Source organism: Cupriavidus sp. 01L415 (assembly GCF_056400065.1).
Genome location: NZ_JBFTSP010000028.1, coordinates 43,478 through 67,064 on the forward strand (window position 1 = coordinate 43,478; position 23,587 = coordinate 67,064).

General features: G+C 66.7%; 17 protein-coding genes and 3 pseudogenes. 7 read left to right on the forward strand and 13 right to left on the reverse strand.

Annotated elements, in window-relative coordinates; translation table 11 throughout:
* Nucleotides 1–69: 69 nt before the first annotated feature.
* Nucleotides 70–1,182 (forward strand): annotated as a pseudogene (gene ilvA, locus AC1DOX_RS25875) (threonine ammonia-lyase, biosynthetic); the annotation flags it as partial.
* Between the two features lie 27 nt (nucleotides 1,183–1,209).
* Here the strand turns inward: ilvA and AC1DOX_RS25880 are convergent.
* The 3 genes and pseudogenes from AC1DOX_RS25880 to AC1DOX_RS25890 form a co-directional block, all read right to left on the reverse strand.
* Nucleotides 1,210–1,701, reverse strand: a pseudogene (locus tag AC1DOX_RS25880) (methyl-accepting chemotaxis protein); the annotation flags it as partial.
* Nucleotides 1,680–1,904, reverse strand: a complete 225-nt coding sequence (locus AC1DOX_RS25885) for a Tar ligand binding domain-containing protein (RefSeq protein ID WP_441623069.1) — start codon at nucleotides 1,902–1,904, stop codon at nucleotides 1,680–1,682. The gene AC1DOX_RS25885 and the pseudogene AC1DOX_RS25880, both read right to left, overlap by 22 nt.
* A 104-nt stretch (nucleotides 1,905–2,008) precedes the next feature.
* Nucleotides 2,009–3,475, reverse strand: a complete 1,467-nt coding sequence (locus tag AC1DOX_RS25890) for an MFS transporter (protein ID WP_092142657.1) — start codon at nucleotides 3,473–3,475, stop codon at nucleotides 2,009–2,011.
* A 176-nt stretch (nucleotides 3,476–3,651) separates the two neighbouring features.
* On the opposite strand from AC1DOX_RS25890, the gene AC1DOX_RS25895 reads away from it, so the two are divergent.
* Genes AC1DOX_RS25895 through AC1DOX_RS25905 form a run of 3 tightly spaced genes read left to right on the forward strand, consistent with a single transcriptional unit; the run spans nucleotide 3,652 to nucleotide 6,313 of the window.
* Nucleotides 3,652–4,335, forward strand: coding sequence for a hypothetical protein (locus AC1DOX_RS25895; RefSeq protein ID WP_441623071.1), 684 nt, complete (start codon nucleotides 3,652–3,654; stop codon nucleotides 4,333–4,335).
* A complete protein-coding gene (locus AC1DOX_RS25900; protein ID WP_441623073.1) occupies nucleotides 4,272–5,537 on the forward strand; it encodes a DUF4153 domain-containing protein in 1,266 nt (421 codons plus the stop codon). Before AC1DOX_RS25895 ends, AC1DOX_RS25900 begins: the two co-directional genes overlap by 64 nt.
* A gap of 17 nt (nucleotides 5,538–5,554) precedes the next feature.
* Nucleotides 5,555–6,313 carry an SDR family oxidoreductase gene (locus AC1DOX_RS25905; protein ID WP_441623075.1) on the forward strand — a complete coding sequence of 253 codons (759 nt, stop codon included), beginning with the start codon at nucleotides 5,555–5,557 and terminating at the stop codon, nucleotides 6,311–6,313.
* A 10-nt stretch (nucleotides 6,314–6,323) separates the two neighbouring features.
* Here AC1DOX_RS25905 and AC1DOX_RS25910 read toward each other — a convergent pair whose 3' ends face one another.
* From AC1DOX_RS25910 to AC1DOX_RS25940, 7 genes are all read right to left on the reverse strand, one after another.
* Nucleotides 6,324–6,896 carry an ankyrin repeat domain-containing protein gene (locus tag AC1DOX_RS25910; protein WP_441623077.1) on the reverse strand — a complete coding sequence of 191 codons (573 nt, stop codon included), beginning with the start codon at nucleotides 6,894–6,896 and terminating at the stop codon, nucleotides 6,324–6,326.
* Nucleotides 6,897–7,032: 136 nt separating this feature from the next.
* Entirely contained in the window at nucleotides 7,033–8,481 is a 1,449-nt protein-coding gene (locus AC1DOX_RS25915) for a catalase (RefSeq protein ID WP_477101564.1), read from the reverse strand.
* A 503-nt stretch (nucleotides 8,482–8,984) separates the two neighbouring features.
* A complete protein-coding gene (locus AC1DOX_RS25920) occupies nucleotides 8,985–9,755 on the reverse strand; it encodes an FAD:protein FMN transferase (protein WP_441623081.1) in 771 nt (256 codons plus the stop codon).
* Between the two features lie 125 nt (nucleotides 9,756–9,880).
* Entirely contained in the window at nucleotides 9,881–11,053 is a 1,173-nt protein-coding gene (locus tag AC1DOX_RS25925) for a diguanylate cyclase domain-containing protein (protein WP_441623083.1), read from the reverse strand.
* Nucleotides 11,054–11,109: 56 nt separating this feature from the next.
* The gene (locus AC1DOX_RS25930) at nucleotides 11,110–11,994 is read right to left on the reverse strand and encodes a DUF3626 domain-containing protein (RefSeq protein ID WP_441623085.1); all 885 of its coding nucleotides are present in this window, start codon (nucleotides 11,992–11,994) and stop codon (nucleotides 11,110–11,112) included.
* Between the two features lie 86 nt (nucleotides 11,995–12,080).
* Nucleotides 12,081–14,237 (reverse strand): phosphocholine-specific phospholipase C, encoded by a 2,157-nt coding sequence (locus AC1DOX_RS25935; RefSeq protein WP_441623087.1) that lies wholly within the window; start codon nucleotides 14,235–14,237, stop codon nucleotides 12,081–12,083.
* 327 nt (nucleotides 14,238–14,564) lie between these two features.
* Nucleotides 14,565–14,786, reverse strand: coding sequence for a DUF2188 domain-containing protein (locus AC1DOX_RS25940; protein WP_441623089.1), 222 nt, complete (start codon nucleotides 14,784–14,786; stop codon nucleotides 14,565–14,567).
* Between the two features lie 199 nt (nucleotides 14,787–14,985).
* Here AC1DOX_RS25940 and AC1DOX_RS25945 point away from each other — a divergent pair, with 199 nt between their 5' ends.
* Nucleotides 14,986–15,297 (forward strand): hypothetical protein, encoded by a 312-nt coding sequence (locus AC1DOX_RS25945; protein ID WP_441623091.1) that lies wholly within the window; start codon nucleotides 14,986–14,988, stop codon nucleotides 15,295–15,297.
* 103 nt (nucleotides 15,298–15,400) lie between these two features.
* Nucleotides 15,401–16,075, forward strand: a complete 675-nt coding sequence (locus tag AC1DOX_RS25950; RefSeq protein ID WP_441623093.1) for an alpha/beta hydrolase — start codon at nucleotides 15,401–15,403, stop codon at nucleotides 16,073–16,075.
* On the opposite strand, the gene AC1DOX_RS25955 is transcribed toward AC1DOX_RS25950, so the two are convergent.
* Nucleotides 16,072–16,932 (reverse strand): MipA/OmpV family protein, encoded by an 861-nt coding sequence (locus AC1DOX_RS25955; RefSeq protein WP_441623103.1) that lies wholly within the window; start codon nucleotides 16,930–16,932, stop codon nucleotides 16,072–16,074. The genes AC1DOX_RS25950 and AC1DOX_RS25955 overlap by 4 nt on opposite strands.
* Nucleotides 16,933–17,337: 405 nt before the next feature.
* Nucleotides 17,338–17,799 (reverse strand): ion channel, encoded by a 462-nt coding sequence (locus AC1DOX_RS25960; protein ID WP_477101566.1) that lies wholly within the window; start codon nucleotides 17,797–17,799, stop codon nucleotides 17,338–17,340.
* 188 nt (nucleotides 17,800–17,987) lie between these two features.
* On the opposite strand from AC1DOX_RS25960, the gene AC1DOX_RS25965 reads away from it, so the two are divergent.
* Nucleotides 17,988–22,988, forward strand: a complete 5,001-nt coding sequence (locus AC1DOX_RS25965) for a response regulator (protein ID WP_441623097.1) — start codon at nucleotides 17,988–17,990, stop codon at nucleotides 22,986–22,988.
* Between the two features lie 212 nt (nucleotides 22,989–23,200).
* On the opposite strand, the pseudogene AC1DOX_RS25970 reads toward AC1DOX_RS25965, so the two are convergent.
* Nucleotides 23,201–23,587, reverse strand: a pseudogene (locus AC1DOX_RS25970) (copper resistance protein CopQ); the annotation flags it as partial.

A 23,587-nucleotide genomic window follows, 5' to 3' on the forward strand; every position in this document is an offset into this window, starting at 1 on the left:
ACCCGCCCACCGAGGCGGGTTTTTTGTGGCCGCCTCCCGGGTATTTTCCCCTTCAGGAAGGAGCGCCCCATGTCGTTAACCGCCGCCCGAACCACCCCGCCATCCGCCGCGCGCACCGCGCGGCCCTCCACGCTTTCCGCCGCGCCGCCTCTCGCACCGCCATCCTCCGCCCGTCCGCCAGAACCCCGAGCCCGGGACGCCGATGGCTACCTCAAGCGCATCCTGACCGCGCGCGTCTACGACGTGGCCAGGGAGACCGCGCTGGACTCCGCCCCCGGGTTGTCCGCCCGCCTGGGCCATCGGGTCCTGTTCAAGCGCGAGGATCAGCAGCCCGTGTTCTCGTTCAAGGTGCGCGGCGCGTACAACAAGATGGTCAACCTGCCGGCGGATGCGCTGGCGCGCGGCGTCATCACCGCCTCCGCGGGCAATCATGCGCAGGGCGTGGCGCTGTCGGCGGCCCGGCTCGGCGTGCGGGCGATCATCGTGGTGCCGCTCACGGCGCCGCAGGTCAAGATTGATGCGGTGCGGACCCATGGCGGGGCGATGGTGGAGGTCGTCCAGGCCGGCGAATCGTATAGCGAAGCCTGTGACCACGCGCTGATCCTGCAGCGCGAGCACGGCATGACCTTCATCCCCGCCTTCGATGATCCCGATGTGATCGCCGGGCAGGGAACGGTCGGCATGGAAATTCTGCGGCAGCATCGCGGGCCGCTCGATGCCATCTTCGTGCCGATCGGCGGCGGCAGCATGGCCGCAGGCGTAGCGGCCTACGTCAAGGCCGTGCGGCCGGAGATCCGCGTCATCGGCGTGCAGACTGAGGATTCCTGCGCCATGGCACGGTCGATCGCGGCTGGCGAGCGCATCACGCTCGACGAGGTGGGGCTGTTTTCCGATGGAACCGCCGTCAAGCGCGTCGGCGAGGAGACCTTCCGGCTCTGCCGGGCCCATCTGGACGATGTGCTGACGGTGGATACCGACGCGTTGTGCGCGGCCATCAAGGATGTGTTCCAAGACACGCGCAGCCTGGTGGAGCCGGCCGGCGCACTGGCCGTGGCCGGACTGAAGCGATTTGCCGAACAGGCTGGCGGGGCGCCGCAAACGCTGGTTGCCATCACCTCCGGCGCCAACATGAACTTCGATCGCCTGCGGATCGTGGCGGAGCGGGCGGAAGTGGTGGAAGCCGCCGCCCGCTGAGCACGATTCAGCGATTCAGCGGACCACGGCCGCCGGCAGCCGGAACGACGCCACCGACGCCCGCAGCACGCCGGCCTGCTCTTCGAGTGCCTGCGCGGCGGAGGCGGCTTCCTCCACCAGCGCGGCATTCTGCTGGGTGACCTGGTCCATCTGGTTGACGGCCAGGCTGACCTGCTCGATGCCGGCACTCTGTTCGGTGGACGCCGCGCTGATTTCGCCCATGATGTCCGTCACGCGGCGAACGGCCTGCACCACGTCGTGCATCGTCGAGCCCGCCTGATCCACCTGGCGCGTGCCGGCATCCACGCGGCTCACCGTATCGTTGATGAGTTGCACGATTTCCTTGGCGGCCGATGCGGAGCGCTGCGCCAGCGCGCGGACTTCTCCCGCAACCACCGCGAAACCGCGGCCCTGTTCGCCCGCCCGCGCCGCTTCCACGGCGGCGTTGAGGGCGAGGATATTGGTCTGGAACGCGATGCCTTCGATCACGCCGGTGATGTCGCCGATGCGGTGGAAGCCAGTTGGTTGGTATGGATTTCGCGGATGTCGGCGTCGGACGCACGCATGCCGACGACGCCGATGATGCCGATAGCGGTCAGCAGCGCGGCGAGCAACGTGAGCGCGGCATTGAGGCGGAGACGGATGGAGAGCTTGTTGAACATGGCAGGGGAGAGATCCGCGATGACGCCTTTAACGGCGGCCCTCCACATGCGCTGTAGCCCCGATTGCAATGTCCACGAATGTGCACACCACAAACGAAAAACGGCCCCGAAGGGCCGTAGTGCGATGTTGCGCGAAGTCTTGCGTTCGCGCGTCAGAAATCTTCCGCGTCGACGTCGTAGTTGGCCGGTTCCCAGCGGATCGCCAGCAGCGCAATCAGCCCGGCCAGCGGGGCCAGCGCGATGACCCAGAACACCTTGGTGCTGAGTGCGGCAGCCAGCACCGGGAACAAGAACAGCGACACCGTGGAGCTGGCGCGCATCAGCGTCTGGTTGAAGCCCACGCCCACGCCGCGCAGCGAGGTCGGATAGCTCAGCGACGCGTAGGTCATGGTGTGCGCGCCCGGGCCAAAGCCCTGGCCGAACAGGAACAGCGCCAGGAAGCCGATGGCGGCCACCACCTGCGGGGCACCGGCGGGTTTGCCGACCAGCGCCAGGCCGATCAGCGCGGCCAGCTGGAAGGCATAGCCCGTCACGGTCAGCTTCCAGGCGCCGGTCTTCGGCACCAGGTGCACACCGATCAGGCCGCCGACAAACGCGAACAGCAGGTTCAGCGCCAGCGACACCAGGATCGTGGTCAGCATCGATTGCGCCAGGAAGCTGGCGATGATGACCGGCAGGCCAAAGGCCACGGCGTTGTAGGCGAACGACGATGCGATCGACATCACCGTGGCCAGCACGGTGCGGCGTGCATACACACCCTTCAGCAGCAGGCCGTAGTTGCGCCACGACGCCGGCCGCTTGGGCGGCTCCACCACGGCATCGGGCGCGACGACGGCGTCGATCCCGTAGGACTGCCGCAGGATCTTCGCGGCGCCTTGCAGGTCGCCCTGGTTGGCGGCCCAGACCGGCGATTCGCTCATGTAACGGCTGCGCACGGCGATGATGACCAGTGCGGGTACCGCGCCGAAGCCCAGGATGATGCGCCAGAGCAGGCCGCTGTGCGATTGCGGCAGTACCGAATAGCAAAGCAGCACCAGCAGGTAGGAGACGCAGATGGCGGCGTACCAGGTTGGGCACCACATCGCCACCCGGGCGGCCTTGTTGCCCTTGCCCTGCAGTTTCGAGAATTCGGCCAGGAATGCCATGGCTACGGGTAAGTCAATGCCGACCCCCAGCCCCATCACGAAGCGGGCGCCCGCGAGCACGTATTCGTTGGGTGCAAACGCGCAGGCGATGGCGGCCACCACGAAGAAGACCATGTCCGCCATGAACACGCGGTAGCGGCCAATGCGGTCGGTGAAGTACCCGCCCAGGAACGCGCCGACGATGGCGCCGAACGTGATGGCCGACGCCACCATGCCGGTGCCCGCCGGGGACAGGTTGAACTCGCGCGCCACGTCCTTCAGGCCGAAGGCCAGCGCGCCGAGGTCGTAGGCGTCCAGGAAAATGCCGCCCAGCGCAATTGCCACGACGATGCGTGCATTGCTGACGGCTGCGCCGCCCTGGTTGACGAGTTTGGCCACATCGGCGGCGGAGCGGATGGTTGCCTTGGCCGTGGCGGCCGCCGGGGAGGCGGCCTGCGTGGCGGAGGCAGGCGACAGGGCGAGATCGGCTGACATGATGATTGGGGGCGGCTGATGAAGGCGCGGCGGACAGGCGTGATCGGCCCGTCCTGCGAGAAAAAGACCGCCCGATCGTAAGCGAAGGCCACTGCACGGCCAAATGCTTTGTTGTTATATCTTTAGATCAGATGGCGGGGTGCAGTGGGCGCCATTTCTGCCGCAACCTGATTATCATGACGCTGCATTGCCAAATCCAAACATCAAAAAAAGGGGCACCGATGCACGCAATTTCGGCAGGAGGCGGCGGCAGCGAAGCCGGGCAGGGCAATACCTCGCTATTACTCGGGCGCATTCTGGTGGGTGCCGGACAAGGCATTCTCCTCTACTGGCTATTTCGGGAACTGGCCGCGCGCACCTTGCTGGCGCAGAGCCCGTTTTATGGTCCCCTCCTGCTGGTATCGCTGCTGATTCCGCCGGTGGCCAACCTCGGCTTTGCGCAACTCCGGGCGTCCCGGCTGACCGTCTGGTGCGTCGCGCTCGGCGCGGTGGTGGCCTGGCTGGCCTGGCATAGCGCATGGCGACTGGCCGGTCCGGGGCAGGACGCGGGCCCGCCCGTCGATATCCCAGGCGCATGGGCGGCGGTGTTTCCCGGCGCGACGGCATGGTTTTATGCCAGCGTCTTCGTCTTTATTAGTTACGCGCTGATCGTCGCCGGCGAGTCGGCCGGCACATGGTTTGCGCCATATCCGGCGTATTTCGGCACGGGCTGGAAACTGGGTCTGCAAATCCATCTGGCGGCATTGTTTGCTGTCGTCCTTTATCTGGCCTTTGGCTGGGCGCGGGGTTGTTCCTGTTGCTACAACTCAAATTCCTGGGCGAGTTGCTACGGGAAGCGTGGTTCAACATTCCCGTGTTGACGATTGCCTTTGCAGTCGGACTCCATATCACCGATGTGCGCGATGACTTTATCCGTGGCCTGCGCACGCTGGTGCTGACGCTGTTGTCGTGGATATTGCCGTTGCTGGTGCTGATCGTGACGGGTTTCCTGCTCTCGCTGCTGGTCAAGGGGTTGGCGCCGCTCTGGGCCACGCGCTGGGCGGCCTCGCTGCTGCTGGGCGTGGCGGCGGTGCAGATCGTACTGATCAACGCGGTCTATAAGAGTGGCCTGGGCGAGGGCCCGCTGCCCCGCCTGTTGCGCCGGGCCACGTACGTCGGCTGCCTGACGCTGGCGCCGCTGGTCGCCATCGCTGGCTACGCACTGGCGCTGCGGATCGGCCAGTATGGGCTGTCGGATCGCCGGGTGCTGGTGGCGGCCGCGCTGATCGTTGCGGGTTGCTATGCGGTGGGCTATGCGTGGGCGGCGCTGGAGCGTCATGGCTCGCTGCGGCGCATCGCGCCGACCAATGTGCTGACGGCATGGGTGACGCTGGCGGTGCTGGTGGCTGTCTTTACGCCGGTGGCGGACCCGGCGCGGCTGTCCGTGTGGAACCAGGTGGCACGGCTCAAGGCCGGCAAGGTATCGCCCGAACAGTTCGATTTCCAGTACCTGCAGTTCCGTGCGGCGCGTTACGGCCGGGAAGCACTGGCGAGCCTGCGGGCCGATACGTCCGGGCCCAACGCGGCAACGATTCGTGAGCGCATTGAAGCGGTCACGCAGAAGCGAGCCGCCGGCAAGATCGTGCCGCCCGCCGCGCCACTGGACGCCGCCGCCATCGGCAAGAATCTGACGGTTCGCACCACGGGGCGCGCGTTGCCCGCTACCTTTGTTTCCAACGACTGGCGAAGCGGCAATGCGCAGGGTGGGCTGCCGGATTGCCTGAGATCGGCCGGCGAACGGTGCGATGCGTATATCGTGGATCTGGCTCCGGAGCGCGGACCCGCCGTGATGCTGGTGAAGGCATCGACGCGCTTCGGCGTGTTGCTGGAGGCCGATGAAGCGGGCCTCTGGCGCGTCACGGCCAATTTCTACATGCCACGAGGCTGCGAGGCCATGATGGGCGAGGCCCTGGCACAGGGCAGCTACCGGGCGACGGCGCCGGCCATGCCGGACCTCGACATCAACGGACGACGCCTGCGCCTCCAGTCGACCGACCGGGCGGAGACACCCTGCACACCCTGATAAACGGAGACAACAGCATGACTCAAGAAACAAAAGTCGCATTGGTAACGGGCGCTGCCCGTGGGATTGGCAAGGCCGTGGCCCAAGCGATGCTGGCCGATGGCTATCGCGTGGTCCTGGCGGGCCGGACGGCGGAGACGCTGGAGGCGCTGGCCGCCCAGGCCAACGCTGCGGGGCAGACCGCGCTGGCGGTGCAGTGCGATGTCGGCGATCCGGCGTCGGTGGACCAACTCTTTGCCCGCGTCCGCGAGCGTTTTGGCCGCCTAGATGTGCTCTTCAATAACGCCGGCATCAATGCGCCGGCCGTTCCGATCGACGAGTTGTCGGTCGAGCAGTGGAAGGCCGTGGTCGATACCAACCTGACCGGTGCCTTCCTGTGTGCGCGTGGCGCGTTTGCGATGATGAAATCGCAGGACCCGCGTGGCGGGCGGATCATCAATAACGGTTCGATTTCCGCGCACGCGCCGCGCCCGAACACCGTGCCCTATACCGCCACCAAGCACGCCATCACCGGGCTGACCAAGAGCCTGTCGCTCGACGGCCGCGCATGGGATATCGCCTGCGGGCAGATCGACATCGGCAATGCCGGGACGGATATGGCCAATCGCATGGCGCGAGGTGTTCCGCAAGCCAATGGCGAGATTCGGCCGGAGCCGCTGATCGATGTGGCCCACATCGCCAGCTCGGTGCTGCACATGGCCAACCTGCCGCTGGATGCCAATGTGCAGTTCATGACGGTGATGGCTACCAAGATGCCGTTCGTGGGACGCGGCTGAGCGGAATGGCTTAGTGGCGCGTCTGGGGTTTCCCCAGATGCGCGGCAGCCTTGCCCGCTCCCATCGCGGCGGCGGCGTCCGCGGCCGTCATGCCGCGCTGATCGCGAGCGTCGGGATTCGCACCGTGCGCAATCAGCAGTTCGACGATCTCGGTCCGGTCGAACATGGCGGCGGTCATCAGCGCCGTCCGGCCGTCCGGCGAGGCGCCTTCCACATCCGCGCCGTGGCTCAGCAATAGTCCGATGATGTCCACATAGCCCTTGTAGGCCGCGCCCGCAATCGGCGTCTGGCCGGCTGCATTGCGGAGATCGGGCGAGGCGCCGTGTTCCAGCAGGATGCGGACCGCTTCCGCGTGACCGTGGTAGGCCGCCAGCATCAGCAGGCTGTCGCCCTTCTCGTTGCGCAGGTCCGGTGACATGCCCTTGGCTATCAGCCCGGCCAGCGTGGCGCCGTCACCGTTGCGCGCGAGTTCGAAGACTTGCCCCAGTGCCGCGACGATCCGCGCTTCGTCTTCCGCTGTCAGGGTGTCGGGGCGGTTGGTGTCCTGCGGCTTGTCTCGTGTATCGGTCTTCGCCTTGTCCATGTCATTCCTTTATGAGGTCGCCTCGAAAAGACCTTGGCACCGTTGCCGGTTCGTTTCGATGGCACCTCCTGAAGCTATCGTCGCTATGTTGCCGCGCTTGCCCGGCCACGCCGGCCCGGGCAAGCGCGCGCCTTGCTTACTTCTGACTCTCGATCTTCTCGATGGCCGCGGCCACGCCGGCACCGTAGGCGGGGTCGGCCGCCGTGCAGTGTTCGATGTGGCGTTTCTGGATAGGACGCGACACGCCGTTGATGGAGCGGGCCGTGTTCTCGAACAGCACCTGCTGCTGAGCCGGCGTCATCAGCCGGAACAGGGCGCCGACCTGCGAGAAGTAGTCGTCGTCGACGCGGTGGTTCCAGTGGTCGGCGGTGCCTTCCAGCGTCAGCGGCGGCTCGCGGAAGTCGGGCTGCTCCACCCATTCGCCGCGCGTGTTCGGCTCGTAGGACGTGGTGCCGCCCCGGTTGCCGTCGATGCGCATCGTGCCGTCGCGGTGGTAGCTGTTCACGTGCGTGGCGGCCTTCGGCGAGTTCACCGGGATCATCGCGTGGTTGACGCCCAGGCGGTAGCGCTGCGTGTCGCCGTATGAGAACAGGCGGCCCTGGAGCATCTTGTCCGGCGAGAAGCCGATGCCCGGCACGATGGTCGACGGCGCGAACGCGGCCTGCTCCACCTCGGCAAAATGGTTCTCCGGATTCCGGTTCAGTTCCATGATGCCCACTTCGATCAGCGGGTAGTCCTTGTGCGGCCAGACCTTGGTCAGGTCAAACGGGTTGTAGCGATATTTGCCCGCTTCCGCCTCCGGCATGATCTGCACACAGAGCTTCCAGCGCGGGAAGTCGCCACGCTCGATCGATTCATACAGGTCGCGCTGATGGTATTCGCGGTCGCGGCCGGTGATCTCCGCGGCCTCGGCGTCGGTCAGGTTCTGGATGCCTTGCTGGGTGACGAAGTGGAACTTGACCCAGTAACGCTCGTAATTGGCATTGATGAAGCTGTAAGTGTGGCTGCCGAAGCCGTGCATATGGCGCCAGGTACGTGGAATGCCGCGATCGCTCATCACGATGGTCACCTGGTGCAGCGCTTCGGGCAGGCCGGTCCAGAAGTCCCAGTTGTTCTCTGCGCTACGCAGGCCGGTGCGCGGGTCGCGCTTGACGGCGTGGTTCAGGTCGGGGAATTTCAGTGGGTCACGCAGGAAGAAGACCGGCGTATTGTTGCCGACCATGTCCCAGTTGCCTTCCTCGGTATAGAACTTGATGGCAAAGCCGCGGATGTCGCGCTCGGCATCCGCCGCGCCGCGCTCGCCAGCTACGGAGGAGAAACGCAGGAACAGTTCGGTCTGCTTGCCCACGGCGGAGAACAGCTTGGCGCGGGTGTACTTGCTGATGTCGTTGGTGACGGTGAAGGTGCCGTAGGCGCCGGAACCCTTGGCATGCATGCGGCGCTCGGGAATCACTTCGCGATCGAAGTGGGCGAGTTTCTCCAGGAACCAGACATCCTGCAGCAGAGCCGGGCCGCGCGGGCCGGCGGTCTGAATATTCTGGTTGTCGACGACGGGCGCGCCGAAAGCGGTCGTTAATTTCTTCATAGCGGTTCCTTGATGCGGTGGCAGACACCGGTGTGTCGTGCCTGGACGTTTGTGGGTCAATCGCAGCGCGGGCAAGGCTGCACGGAAGGCGCCGGGGAACTGACTCGCCGGCAGGAGTTGAACTGGACTATCGCAGATGGAATGCGACAAGTCATATCGTATTGATCAATGGAGACGATAGCGCACAGACTTTTCGAATCCGAGTTAAGCGTTTTGAGATGCCGGGGAGATTGACGCGGTGACTAGACCGACCGGTCTCTGCAAATCTCTGACGTGCGGGCGGTGGGGGAGGGCGTCGACGGATGTGCAGACGCGATGTCGACTGAACTGATGTTGACGCGATCTTTACGCAGCGTCGTTTGCTTTTTGCACCGTTTGAATCGGGATTTTTCTACGCTGGCAACAGGTCAATGAAAGTTGCCATCATGTGGATCGCCTATCGGTTCGGCATCGCGGCCATCGCGATGTTTGCCATTGTTGCCCTGTTCTTCTTCCAGTACCGGCTAGCCACCGCGCTGGCCCGCCCGGAGGCCCGTGCCGGGTCCCGGCAGGGCGCGCCATCGGAGGCAAGCCCCTGCGTCGAGGCAAGTTGTCCAGACATTGCGTCGCGCCGATGAATCATCGGCATCACACGTCTTTCGTTGTGCTGACGAGGCGGGCAATATCGTCAGGCCACGCAACCGCGTGGCCATTCCGTCTGACATCCACGTCTGTCCGTCGCCCGCCACGATCAACGCGTCGACGTCGCGCAACGGGGTCAGCAAGCGGCGGCCGGCACGCGAGCCAGCCACCATGATCGCAGCGCCAAGGCCATTGATCTCCTCGACGCCGCGCGCCACCAGCGTCACGCCATGCGGCCCTGCCGCAGGCTGCCCGGTGCGGGGATCGAGGATATGGTGATAGCGTCGTCCCGCCATGACGAAGGCGCGCTCGTAGTCCCCCGATGAAGCCACGACGCCCTCGCTGAGCGCGAGCGCGCCGATCAGTCGGCCGGGCGCAAGCGGATCACGCACACCGATGCGCCAGTCGTGGCCCTGCAACTGCCCACTGACCAGCACGTCGCCGCCGCCATTGATCATCGCGCCAGCCAGGTCGTGATGCCGCAGTAATGCCGCCATGCCAGCCTGAAGGACAGGCAACTTGGCGATCCCGCCAAGGTCGATGCGCATGCCATGTCGCCGCAGGAATGCCGTGCCACGTCCCGGGTCGATCAGGAGGTCACGGTAGTTGACTAGTGGGATTTCGCGAGCGATTTCCACGGGATTGGGGATCATGGGTGCGCGGGGTCGAAATCCCAGCCGGAGAACGCCCCCACGGTGATGTCGAACGCGCCGAGACTGCGCGCCGAGACGTCGCGGGCCATCTGCAGGACTCGAAGCTATGACCGATTCGATTTGACCTATAACGCCGCCGCAAACCGATACTGGCCCCTGCCCTGGGCCTTGGCGCGGTACAAGGCGCGGTCGGCCATGCTGAGAATCGCGTCAGCCGTGTGCGCCTCCGGGCGGACGTGCGCGATGCCGATGCTGACGCCAAGTTGCGCTTGCAGGCCGTCAGGCAGCAGATACGGCGTGCCGACCTCGTGCAGCAGTTCCTGCGCCAGCGCCTGCACGCTGTGTTCGGTCTCGTTGCGCAGCAGGATCACGAACTCGTCGCCGCCGATCCGGTAGACCAGGCCGCGCCCCGGTACGGCCCCGCGCAGGCGTTCCCCTACGCGGATCAACAGCTCGTCGCCGCAGCCGTGGCCGTGAGAATCATTGATGAGCTTGAAGCCGTCGAGGTCCAGGTAGAGCAGGGTCAGGAAGCGCCCCGCGGCCAGCCGCCGCGTGCTGGCATCGCGGATCTCCGCCAGCAGGCTCGCGCGGTTGAGCAGACCCGTGAGGGAGTCATGGTGCGCGCGATGGGCGTTTTCGCGCTCGGATCGCATCGTCGCCACCACCATCGCGTTCATCCGCAAGGACGCATTGGTCATGCTCAGGATGTAGACCGGCAACTGGAGCAGCGTCAGCAGAAACAACGGTTCGGCGGCGACGATGGCGCCCAGGCAGATCGGGCCGAGACTGAGCAGGATCATCAGTGCCGTCATGCGCGGCGCACCGTAGTTACGGAAGCAGATGCCGCCGCACATGGCCGCGCACGACAGGCAGGCCAGCGCGGCCGCCAGCCAGTCGCCGCTGGTGACGCTCAGGTAGGCGCCCAGCCCGACGCTGCCGGCCCAGGCCAGCGACAGCACTAGATGCAGGTCGGTCGGGGTGGGTCGCCCCGCTTGGGCGGCGCGTCGTGCCATGAACAACACGACGATCCTTGACGCGCAGATGCCGGCCTCCAGCGCCAGCCAGGCATAGAACTCGGGCCGCTTCAGATGGAGGGTAATCACCAGCGCCACCATTAGCGTATTGATCACGCCGCCGAAGAAGATCGACAGCGTTCCGAACAGACTCCCGACCAGTGCCTTGCGAATTTCGGCGGGCGTGTCGCGCCCCGGCTCCGCGATCCAGCGCGTGAAGCGCCAGCGCGGGGCACTGTAGGCGTGGCCCGACAGCAGCATGGAGGAGGCGTCGCGTTTGCTCATGCTACGCATTCTGCCAGAGCTGGCGCCGGTTTCGAGGACGGGGGCGGGCATTGTCGTCAGGTGCACGGGTCGCTGCTGCCGAGGTCGTGGCTGCCATAGCGAGCCAGGCAGTGCCACACCCGCTTCAGCGCTTGTGGATCGTGCCGACCCGCGCGCGCTGCCGCGCCGATTGTTGCGGGGGTCAGCTGGCCGTCCGCCGCGAGGACCACTGCTATCGCGGCGATGGCCGCGCCGCGATAGTCGGCATGTTGCTGCAACACCTCCGCCCGGACCGCGAAGCCCGCGTGCCATTCCACGTCGCAGGGCAGCGCGCGTGCCAGCGCCTCGGTCTCGGTACCGCGAAAGCAAGGATCGAGCACGATGGCCTCCACATCCCGGGCGATGACCAGTGGACCATGCACGTGCGCCTCGATATAGTGATCGAGCGGGTCGCCCTGGCCTTGTGCCGCCTCGAGTCGCGCGACCAGATCCAGCCGGGCGGCGACGCCGAAATGGATCGGTTCGAACACGCTGTCCGGATAGCAGAACGTCGTGCGCGCCAGCACCGGGGCCGCCAGCCGCAAATGCGCGGAGCCGAATCGTGGCGATGCGCCGACCGGCAGGTTCCGGTAATTCAGCGCCCCGTACTTGGGCCGGTCCGATGGCGGCGCATCGTCGTAGGCGCGGCCGAAGATCCGGCTTTCCCAGTGCCAGCGGTCGCCGCCGGGATGGGCGGTCAGACCGCCATTGCTGGTGCCGGTCTCGAACTGGGAACGATAGACCCCATCCGCCGCCATGGCCGCCAGCAACGGCACGCCGTCATGCAGGCGGTCCGGATGGAAGTTCAGCGTCACGCGCCACGCCGGGTCGACCGCCGCGCCCGCGCATTGGGCGGCCACATGAGCCAGCGCGCGGGAAGCCGGCGTGTCGGCATTCCCGTCGCCCGTGGCGTCGCCGGCCATACTGCCGGATCGATCGTCGAACCCATCCCCGGACCGAATGTCGCGCATCTCGCCGGATAAAACCGAGGGCGGTTGCGCGCGCCCGCTCACCATGACACCGGCCACTGGTCGCCGATGGCCTGGCCGCCCTGCGCCGGGTCCGTCGTGGCGTGCGCGCCGGTCTCCATGCGGCCGGCAAAGCGGCGCGTGAACCCGGGCGATTCCGGCACGATCACGCTGACGTCGTACCAGCCGCCCGGGCCGAGCGGCCACGGCACCGTCTTGTCCTGCCCCGGGGCGACGTCGATCGATCTGGAGGCATCGCCGTACGCGTTGGCCTGCACGCGGACGCGGCAAGGAACGCCATCAGTGTTGCCAATCGCGAGCGCCAGTGCCTGCCGCGCGGGGTCGTGGCGCAGCGTGGCAACCGGGCCGGGTTGCCCGGTGTGGCTCGGCGCGGTACCGCTGATGTGGCGATGCCAGCCATTCGGGCCGAGCAGCCACAGGTCGTAGCGGCCATCGTCGGCGCCGCAGTCCCACTGGCCAGTCAGCGATTTGCCGGCCTCGATGGTGTAGCGGCGCGGTCCCCGGTCGAGGTGGAGCCGATCGTAGACATGGATCACGGCACCCGCGCGGCCCGCATTCTCCAGACGCAACGTCACGCCCCCAGCAGTGGTGCGGGCATCGGCATGCAGGTGGTAGGGCAGCGCGCGCGAGGGCCGCGTGCCGGACGCCTGCGTCGGCAAGGTCGGCAGCGCGGGCGCGGGCGGCGTGGTGGTGGCCGGCAGGGCCCTTGCGCGAGCGGCCTGGGCTGCCGTGGCGGGCAGCGTCGGCAGGTGGTCCGAGGTGTCCGGGTGGGCGAAGTCGAACGCGCTGGTCAGGTCACCGCAAACCGCGCGGCGCCAGGGCGTGACGTTGGGTTCCTCCACGCCGAAGCGTTGCTCGAGGAAGCGGATCACGGAGGTGTGGTCGAACACCTCCGAATTGACCCAGCCGCCCTTGCTCCACGGCGAAATCACGTACATCGGCACACGCGGGCCCAGCCCGTAGCTGTGATGCAGGTAGGCCGGCGTGTCGTCCTTTTCCACCTGCGTCACCAGCCGGTGATATTCGCCGCGCGTGTCGACGGTGGATTCGCCGGCCAGCCGCGCCCGCGCGGGATTGGCGTGCCATGTTTCGTACGCGGGTGGCGCCGGTGGCGGCAAATGGTCGAAGAAGCCATCGTTTTCGTCGAACATGACCAGCAGCGCGGTGCGGCTCCAGATCTCGGGATTGGCCGTCAGCGCGTCGAGCGCGGCCGCGACGTAGTCGGCGCCCTGCGCGGGGCTGGATGGGCCGGGGTGCTCGGAACCGCGTCGTGTCGGGCAGATCCACGACACCTGCGGCAGCCGGCCCGCCATCACGTCCGCACGCAGCAGATCCAGCCCACGCGTCGTCAGCGCCCGGGCACGCAGCGGATTGTCGTCGCCGACCGGCGCACGCATCGCGTCGCGGTATTTGCGGAATCCGGCCAGCGGGTTCAGCGAGTAGTTGTCGGCGGTGTCCTGGTAGATCTGCCACGAGACGCCGGCCGCCTGCAGCCGTTCCGGATACGTGGTCCATGTGTAGCCGCCACGCGGATCGCCGCCCTCCAGCTTGTTGTAGGTATTGCCCAGCGCGGGACCGTTGCCGCGGCCGTCGGGATCGTTGGTGCCGCCCCAGAGGAAGAGCCGGTTGGTGTTGGTGCCGCCCGTGAAGGATGCGTGATAGGCATCGCACACCGTGAACGCGCGCGCCAGCGCGAACTGAAAGGGCAGGTCCGCCTCGGTGTAGTACGCCAGGCTGTGATCGTGCTTGAACGTCGGCCAGCGATCCATGCGCCCGCCGGACCAGGCGTCCTGCGCGTTGGACCACGTGTGCGGGGTGCCGGTGACCCGCATCAGCGCAAATTGCGTCGTGGTGTCCAGCCGGAACGGCGCCAGCGTGCGCGCGCGCGCCGGGTCGGCGTCATTGCGCTGGTACCAGACGGTCTTACCCCGCAGTCCGGGCGCATCGGGTACCGGGATCGGAAACCGGTCGGCAAAGCCGCGCACGCCAGGCAAGGTCCCGAAGTAATGATCGAACGAGCGGTTTTCCATCATCAGGATGACCACGTGCTCCACGTCGCGCAGCGTGCCGGTGCGTCGCCTGGCGGGAATGGCCAGCGCACGGCGGATGGCGGGGGGCAGGGCGGTCAGGCCGGCGGCGGCGACGCCGGCGCGCAGGAAATGTCGTCGGTCAGGCATGGACGGGGGCGGCCGACGCTCGGCGCCGGTTCGGGTCGGAATGGGGTGATTCTACCGGCGCTGCCCTTACGCCTGTGTCGCGCGACACCGACAGCCACCGCCCATTGCAGGCGGCAGATTGTGGTGGGCGTGGACGGCAACGCGGCGGACTACGTGGTGATTTCCGTTGCCAACGGCGATGCGATCGACGCGAATGTTGTCCCGCGCAGAGGGCGATCCAACCCTGACTCCAACCCTGATGGCGGCGCCCTTTCGTGTTTCGATTCGGGGGCTGTCGAGGCTTGCTTTTCGGCTCCGCTTTTCAACCCCGTTCTTCACCCTCGCGTCTCACCCCTTGATGTCGCGCGGACCGTGGCCGTAGCTGTTGCGCGACCGGATCTGCCCGTCAAGGCCGTGGATCAGCAGTTCCACCTTTTCGCGCTGTGCCAGCCCGGTACCGGCTTCGATGGCCTCGTCCTGCGTGGCGTGGTGCGACTCGGCGTAGCGTGCGCCTTCGTGTATTACGTCCCAACCGTCGGCGTGCGGCACAACATGAAGATTGGATTGCATGGCAACTCTCCGGCCGGAATCTTCCTTCCATTATTGGCGGGTGCCGCGATAACGGCAATCCGGCGCCGTCTGACACGGGCGGCGTGATCCAGACATCGGTGGGCCACGAAGCGACGGCTAATTGGCTTGCGCCAAGGTTTACCGTGCCTTTTCGGACGCCGCTTATATTCTTGTAGGAAAACTGGCGCAGGAGTGGACTATGCAAGCGAGGTTTGCGCGCGGCATTGCGCAGACGCCACTGACGGTGGCGGCCCGGGAATATCTGCTGGCGGAGAAGGCCGCCATGCCCGAGGTCGGCGACCTAGTGACCGTTCTCAGCATTGACCTGGAGACAGAATTCAGCGTCCGCCTGAACGCCGTGGCGGGGCCGGATCTCTGGTACGGCGTCATCTATGCCATCAACCGGGGTGCCGAAATGCTCGTCGTGGCCGAGGGGCTGGAGCTCGACGACGTCGTGAGTGTCCGGCGTCAGGAAATCGCGTCCGTCATCAAGGCGGACCATCATCACTGAATAGTCAATGCGCGGTGGGGGCGGCAACGGCGTTGCCGCGCCGGCCCGGCTCCGGGTATGCTGCGGATGCATATTCGCAGCCATCCCAGCCGGTAGCCGTTTCATGTCTTCGTCTTTCGCCCCCTCCGCCTCCGTTCGCCAGTTTGTCGCCGGTCCTGCCGGCCAGCTCGAAGTCCTGTTCGATACCCCGGCCGGCGCGCCGACCGGCATTGCCGTGGTCGCCCATCCGCATCCGGGCCAGGGCGGCACCGCCGAGCACAAGATCCCGCAAATCCTGGCGCGTACGCTGCAGGCCCACGGCTTTGTCACGCTGCGTCCCAACTATCGCGGCGTCGGGCAGAGCGAAGGGGAATACGACGACGGCATTGGCGAGACGGACGACGTGCTGGCCGTGGTGCGCCACGCGCAGTCGATGCATCCGGGCCTGCCGCTAGCGCTGGCCGGCTTCTCGTTCGGCGCCTTCGTGCAGGCGCGGGCGGCCGCCAGCCTCACCGGGGCGGGCGAGGCCATCGCCCATCTGATCCTGACGGGGATGCCCGCAGGCGCGTTGTCCGAAACGCTGGCCTACGATACGCCGGCCGTTCCGGCCGTCCCCGGCAATGCGCTGGTGGTGCATGGCGAGCGCGACGAGCGGGTGCCGCTGGTCAATGTGTTCGAGTGGGCGCGGCCGCAGGAACTGCCGGTCGTCGTGATGCCCGGCGCGGGGCATTTCTTCACCGGCAGGCTGCCGGCGCTGAGGACTATCGTCGATAGCTACCTGCGGCGGCCGCTGGCCTAGAACTGGTAGACGACCGAAACGTCGCCGGTCAGGTTGGTCGTCCGCTGCACCACCGGGCTGTTCTTCGCGTCGCCGACCAGCGCTGCCACGCCAAAGTCAGCGGTGGCGAACCAGTGCTTGTTGAAGAACCACATCGCTGAAATGCCGCCCCCATAGGACTTGATGCCGGCGCCGGCGCGGTGCTGCGGGTAGCCCGAACGCGCCGACTGCTCGGCGGTGACGCCGAACCATCGGTTCATGTAGGCGGAATCGGCAAACGTCACCGCGGGCCCGACAAACCAGAAGAACTTCTCGGAGAAGCCCGGCAGCGGCATGTAGGCGCCCACGTCGCCCACCCAGCCATTGGCGCCGCCAAACTGCCGCCGGATGTTGGCGCGGATCACCATCGGGAACGACTTCGACACCACATACTCGGCAAAGATTTTCGTCTCCGCGGCCATGCCGATGTTGCCCATGCCGGCCAGATGGTCGTGGTCCTTCTTCTCGCGGCGGCCCAGGTCATAGGTCAGCGCAAGCCCGGCGCGCCAGTGGTCGGTGAAGATGGCGTTCCAGCCAAGGCCCTCGCCTGTGGAAAAAAAGGCGAGGTCGCGATAGCGGATATCGATCGTCGGACCGGCCAGCAGGTAGTAGTCGTTGGCGCCGTCATAGCGTGGGCGCACGCTGCCCGCGGCGCCCAGCCGGATCTGCCATGTCGGCGGTTCGCCCTCGAACATCTTTTGCAGCGGAATCCCGACCGAGTATTGCCATTCGGCCAGCGGCGCAGGCGTTTGCGCGTGGGCCCTCGGCGCGGCGATCAGGGACATCAGGGCCAGCAAGGCAAGCACCAGCCAGAGCGCACCCGACCGTGAGACGGGCATACGGAAGACGGGAAGACGGAATCGCCGGCGGCGCACCACGCAGGCCTGGCATTCGGACATCGACGACACGTGAGCCCTCCGGTTGTTCTTGCTCGCTCCCTGGGACGGATCGACTGGGAAGAAGTCAGCGTACTTCGCCATCGGGATGGCGGCCACTTATCTTTTCACTGGCGCGCCGCCCGCACAACTTCCTCAAATCCCACATCCGTGTAGGAAGGACGCCGATTTCGGCGTTCCGGGGGCCTGCCTACTATCCAGTCAGGTGTCCGCCACGCGATTCCTGCGTGGCGGGCTGTAATGCGTCCGTGACGTGCGTCCGAGACATTCAGGTGATCGGCCAGCCGACGGCAGGGCACACGGTCTGCTCATGGCGTCGGTTCATGCGGCGCCGGCAGTTTCCTCAGCCTAGTACCGATCGTCCCTCTCGTCGACGCGCCAGTCACGCCGCATGAGCAGGAACGTGAACGAGGTGGACCAGCCGATCAGCATCAGGCCCACGAGCGGCTGCACGGATGCCAGCAGCCGCAGTTGTCCGACCGGGAAAATGTCGCCGATGCTCTGCGTGGTGAATGTTTCCAGCGAAAAATAGATATAGGCGATGACACCGTGATCGCGCATGCCCTGCAGCTCGCCGATGCCGAAGACATCCGAGCCGAGCCAGTAGCCCATGCTGAACACCATGGCTTCCAGGCAGTGGGCCACGATGATCAGCAGGATCATGGCGCCGATATTGACCTTGCCACTCAGGCGCTTGGGGTGGAAGGCGGAGATCAGGCGCAGGGCCTCATAGTGGAGCCCGACGCAGAGGATGGTCAGGCCCGCAGTCAGCGCGATGGCGATCAGATAATCAGTGGCCGTCTCAGGCATCTTCAATCTTCCGCGGCGAGTGACAGGGAAGTCGCCAGACTATATGGCCGTTCGCAGGCTGTAAATGCGGGGTGCGTCATGCGGCGCACCCCGGCCCCCTGTAGGTTGCCTGGCGCGGGGCAGGTCATGGGAAAATCGCCAACGCCGGCCGGCGACACCAGCATCGGCACCGGGATCGGGAGACAGCGATGAAGAGCACGGACGGCGCGATGCCGGCGGCCAGCGTCGACGGCACCGGGCCAGGTTTTCTTGCCGGCGGCGGCGAGATGGGCGCGCTGATTCGTGGCTATGACTGGTCGCAGACGCCACTCGATGTGCCCGAGCGCTGGCCGCAAAGCCTCAAGACCGCGATCCGCATCATGCTGACGTCGCGCCAGCCCATCTGGATTGGCTGGGGCGCCGACCTGCGCTTCTTCTACAACGATCCCTACAAGGCCATCGTCGGCGGCAGGCACCCCGTTGCCCTGGGCCAGCCCACCGCGCGCGTCTGGCATGAGATCTGGTCGGAAATCGAGCCGCTGCTGGCCACCGCGATGACTGGCGTGGAGGGGACGTTCGACGAGCAAAAGCTCCTGATCATGGAGCGCAACGGCTACCCGGAAGAGACCTATTACACGTTCTCCTACAGCCCCATCCCCGATGACCAGGGCGGCACGGGCGGCATCATCTGCGCCAACAGCGACGACACCGAGCGCGTGGTGGCCGAGCGGCAACTGAGCCTGCTGCGTGAACTGGCCGCATCCACCGCCAATGCCCGCACATGGAGCGAAGCGTGCGACTTCGGCATGCGCGCGCTCCAGACGGACCCGTACGACATTCCATTTGCGCTGCTCTACCTGGCCGAGCGCGGCGCGCATACGCTCATGCTGGCTGGCAACTGGGGCATTTCGCCGGACCACGCCGCCGCGCCACCGGCCATGTCCGTCGCGCAGGATGCGCCCTGGCCATTCGAGGAAGCGCTGCGCACGGGGGCGACGGTGCTGGTGGACGATCTGGCGGCCCGCTTTGTCGCGCCGTTGCCGGGCGGGGCGTGGACGTTTGCGCCACGGCAGGCTGCCGTGCTGCCGGTCCTGACGTCGGGCGAGACCTCGCGTTGCGGTGTGCTGGTGGTGGGGCTGAATCCGTGCCGGTTGTTCGGGGATCGCTATCGGGCTTTCCTGGATCTCGTGGCCGGACAGATCGGGCAGGCCATCAGCTACGCCCATGCCTATGAGGAAGAACGGCGGCGCGCCGAGGCGCTGGCGGAAATCGACCGCGCCAAGACCGCATTCTTCTCCAACATCAGCCACGAGTTCCGCACGCCGCTGACGCTGATCCTTGGCCCGCTGGAGGAGCTGCTTGCCCGGCCGTCGCGCGAAGGCGATGCCGACCGCGAGCTGCTGGCGATCACGCATCGCAACGGGCTGCGGCTGCTGAAGCTGGTCAATACGCTGCTCGATTTTTCGCGCATCGAGTCCGGTCGTGTGCAGATGCAGCCGCAGCCCACGGACCTGCCGGCGTTCACCGCGGAACTGGCATCGCTGTTCCGATCCGCCATCGAGGCCGCCGGCCTGCAACTGATCGTCGATTGCGATCCGCTGGACGGCGCGGTGGCGGTGGATCGCGACATGTGGGAGACCATCGTCCTGAACTTGCTCTCCAACGCGTTCAAGTTCACCTATGCGGGCGCGATCGTCGTGTCGGTGCGCGCGAACGATGCCGGCGATGTGGAACTGCATGTGTGCGATTCCGGCATCGGCATTCCGGAAGCAGAAATCCCGCGGGTGTTCGAACGTTTTCACCGGGTCGCGGGCGCGGTTGGCCGGTCGATCGAAGGCAGCGGGATCGGGCTTGCGCTGGTGCAGGAGCTGGTGCGCCTGCATGGCGGTTCGATTCGCGTGGAGAGCCAGCCCGGCGAGGGCACGCGCTTCATCATCACGCTGCCGCACGCGACGCAGGGCCTGACACCGGAGCCGGCCCCCGCTCCGGCGCTCACCAGCAGGCAGGCGCAGGCCTATATCGAGGCCGCGATACGCTGGATGCCGGCACCGGACGTCGCGGCCGATGGGGTGACAAGCGGGGCAACAAACGGGGGAGCAAGCGGTGCGGCAAGCGGGGCGACAGCGGCGGCGAATGACGCGGACGTGGTTCCCGCGGAAGCCATGGCGCCCGATAGCAGCACATCGGCGGTGTGGCCGGGCAACGCCGCTGGCGGCCCCGCTCGTGTGTTGGTCGTCGATGACAATGCGGATCTGCGCGACTACATGGACCGCATCCTGCGTGCAGCCGGGCATGAAGTGGTGGTGGCCGCCGATGGGCAGGGGGCGCTGGACGCCGCGCGAGTGGCGACGCCGGACCTGATCGTCTCCGACGTGATGATGCCGCGGCTGGACGGCTTCGACCTGTTGCGCGCGGTACGCGCCGATGCCGCCCTGCGCGAGACGCCGGTGCTGTTGCTGTCCGCGCGTGCGGGCGAGGAGGCCCGCGTCAGCGGCTTGTCATCCGGTGCGGACGACTATCTGACCAAGCCGTTCAGCGCGCGCGAATTGCTGGCGCGCGTGAGCAGCAATCTGCAGCTCTCGCAGTTGCGGCGCGCCACCGAGCGACGGTTGCGCGACGAATCACGCACGCTCGAGATCCTGAATCAGGTGGGCAGGGCGGTTTCCGCGGAACTCGACCTGGAACGCGCCGTGCAGGTGGTGACCGACGCGGCCACGGAGCTGACGGGCGCGGCGTTCGGCGCGTTCTTCTACAACGTCCCGGACGATGCGGGCGGGTCCTATCGGCTGCACGCATTGTCGGGTGCGTCGAGGGAGACGTTCGAGCGCTTTCCGATGCCGCGCAATACGGCGGTGTTCGCGCCTACATTCCGTGGCGACGGTATTGTGCGTTCCGACGATATCCGCAAGGATCCGCGCTTCGGCAGGAACCCGCCGTATCACGGCATGCCGGAGGGTCACCCGGCCGTGCGCAGCTACCTGGCCGCACCGGTGATATCGCGTACGGGGGAGGTGCTCGGTGGCTTGTTCTTCGGGCATCCGCAACCGGGCGTCTTTACCGAACGCGCCGCGCACACGCTGGTGGGCATCGCCGCACAGGCGGCCGTGGCCATCGACAACGCGCGCCTCTACCACGCCGCGCAGACCGAAATCGCCAAGCGTACCCGGGCGCAGGAAGACCTGCGCGAGCTGAATGATTCGCTGGAGCGGCGCGTTGCCGAGACCGTGGCGGACCGCGACCGGCTGTGGGAACTCAGCGAAGACCTGCTGATGGTGGCGCGCTTCGACGGCGTGCTGGAACGCGTCAGCCCGTCATGGCAGCGCACGTTCGGCCATGCGGCACCCGTGCTGCTGGGGCGATCTTGCCTCGCCTTCGTCCATCCCGATGACCTGGTGGCCGTGACGGAGCAGATGATCGCGCTGCGCCATGAAGGCGTCGCGGTGCGGTACGAATGCCGCATGGCGCGGAGCGACGGCAGCCCGCGCTGGGTGGCCTGGACGCTGTCGCTGGACCCTGCGAGTGGCCGCATCCACGGTGTGGGACGCGATGTGAGCAGTGACAAGGATGCCGCCGAGGCGCTGCGCCACGCGGACGAGGCCATGCGCATGGCGCAGAAGATGGAGGCCATCGGCAAGCTGACGGGCGGCGTGGCCCATGACTTCAACAACCTGCTGCAGGTCATCGGCGGCAATCTGCAATTGCTGGCGCGCGACGTGGCGGGCGAGGATCGGCCCGAACAGCACGTGCGCAACGCGCTGGCCGGCGTGGCGCGCGGTGCCAAGCTGGCGTCGCAATTGTTGGCCTTCGGGCGCCGGCAGCCGCTGGCGCCCAAGGTGGTGAATCTCGGGCGACTGATCCGTGCGCTGGACGACATGCTGCGGCGCGCGTTGGGGGATGGCATCGAGATCGAGACGGTCGTGGCGGGCGGCCTGTGGAACACGCTGGTCGACCCGTTCCAGGTGGAGAACGCGTTGCTGAACCTGGCGATCAATTCGCGCGACGCGATGGACGGGCATGGCAAGCTGACCATCGAGGCGGGCAATGCAGCGCTGGACGATAACTACGCGCGCCGCAACGCCGAGGTGACCCCGGGCCAATACGTGATGGTGGCGGTGACCGATACGGGGTCCGGCATGTCGCCGGAGATCGAGGCGCAGGTCTTCGAACCGTTCTTCACGACCAAGCCGGAAGGGCAGGGGACCGGCCTGGGATTGAGCATGGTGTACGGGTTTGTGAAGCAATCGGGCGGCCACGTGAAGATCTATAGCGAGCCGGGGCACGGCACGACGGTGCGGTTGTATCTGCCGCGCGTGCGCGAAGAGGAAGACCTGGAGACGGATGTCGATGGGGGGCCGGCCGGCGGTGGCACGGAGACAGTACTGGTGGTGGAAGACGACGAGGATGTGCGCGCCACCGTGGTGGAGATGCTGGCGAGCCTGGGCTACCGGGTGCTGAAGGCGCGCGATGCGCTGAGCGCGCTGGCCATCGTCGAAAGTGGCGTCCCCCTCGACCTGCTGTTCAGCGACGTGGTCATGCCCGGACCGCTGCGCAGCACGGAAATGGCGCGCAAGGTGCGCGAACGCCTGCCGGGCATCGCGGTGCTATTTACATCGGGCTATACCGACAACGCCATCGTTCATTCGGGGCGGCTGGATGAAGGCATCGAACTGCTCAGCAAGCCGTACACGCAAGACGCGCTGGCGCGCAAGGTGCGTCATGTGCTGATGAGCGGTGGCGCCGCGCTGCCGCCCGATCCGCTGGCGACGAAGCCGGCCGGGCCGCCTTCTGGTGGCGGGAACGTCCGATGGGCTGACGGTCACCCTTGCGGCAATCCGCTTGTCAACACGCTTGTCAACACGCGCATCCTGTTCGTCGACGATGACGATCTGGTCCGCGCGAGCACGGCGGAGTTGCTGCGGACGTTCGGACTGGAGATTCTGGAAGCCAGCAACGAGGTGGAGGCGCTGGCGATATTGCGCACTGGCGGGGTGGATATGTTGCTGACCGACGTGGGCCTTGCCGGGGCATCCGGCGTGGAGCTGGCGGTCGATGCGCGCAGGCTGCTGCCGGCGCTGAGGGTGGTTCTGGTGAGCGGCTACGACGTGGCGCTGACACCAGCGCAGCGCACCGCGTTGCCGGACGCGGTGACGCTGCGCAAGCCTTATGCCCTGTCGGATTTCATCAACGTCCTGCAGGGGGTGGGCAGGTAGCCCGGGCGAGCATTCGCCAGCTCAGATGGGCAGGGTCTGCACAACCAGCGTTGCGGCGGAACCGCTTGCCACGCAGATGGCGACCCATCCGCCAAGGATCAGAGCACTGTTACGGAAGTTCATGATGGACTCCATGATGACAAAACCGGAGTCCAGCCTTGGGCTAGAACTCCGATTGTCCTGCTTTCACTACCGCCTTCATCGGGCGGGACTCAGACGTTTGCGCCGTCCGTGAACACATCGAACTGGCGGGCGCCGTCGTAGAACGGGTTGCGCGGGGCATTGCCACGGGCGCCGTCCAGATACGGATCAACCTTGCGGGCCGGGCTGGCCGATACGCCTACGCGATCCAGGCCGGCAACGGTGCGTGCGCCGTCGGTGTAGGGGTCGGTCTTGCCGACGCGGGCACCGTCGGTGAACGGGTCGAACTTGCCTTGGCGGGCGCCATCCAGGTACGGGTCAGCGCTGCGGGCCGGGGTGGCCGATACACCGGTGCGATCCAGACCGGCGACGATGCGGGCACCATCGGTGTAGGGGTCGGTCTTGCCGACACGGGCGCCGTCGGTGAACGGGCTACGTTGGTCGTTCACGCGGGCGCC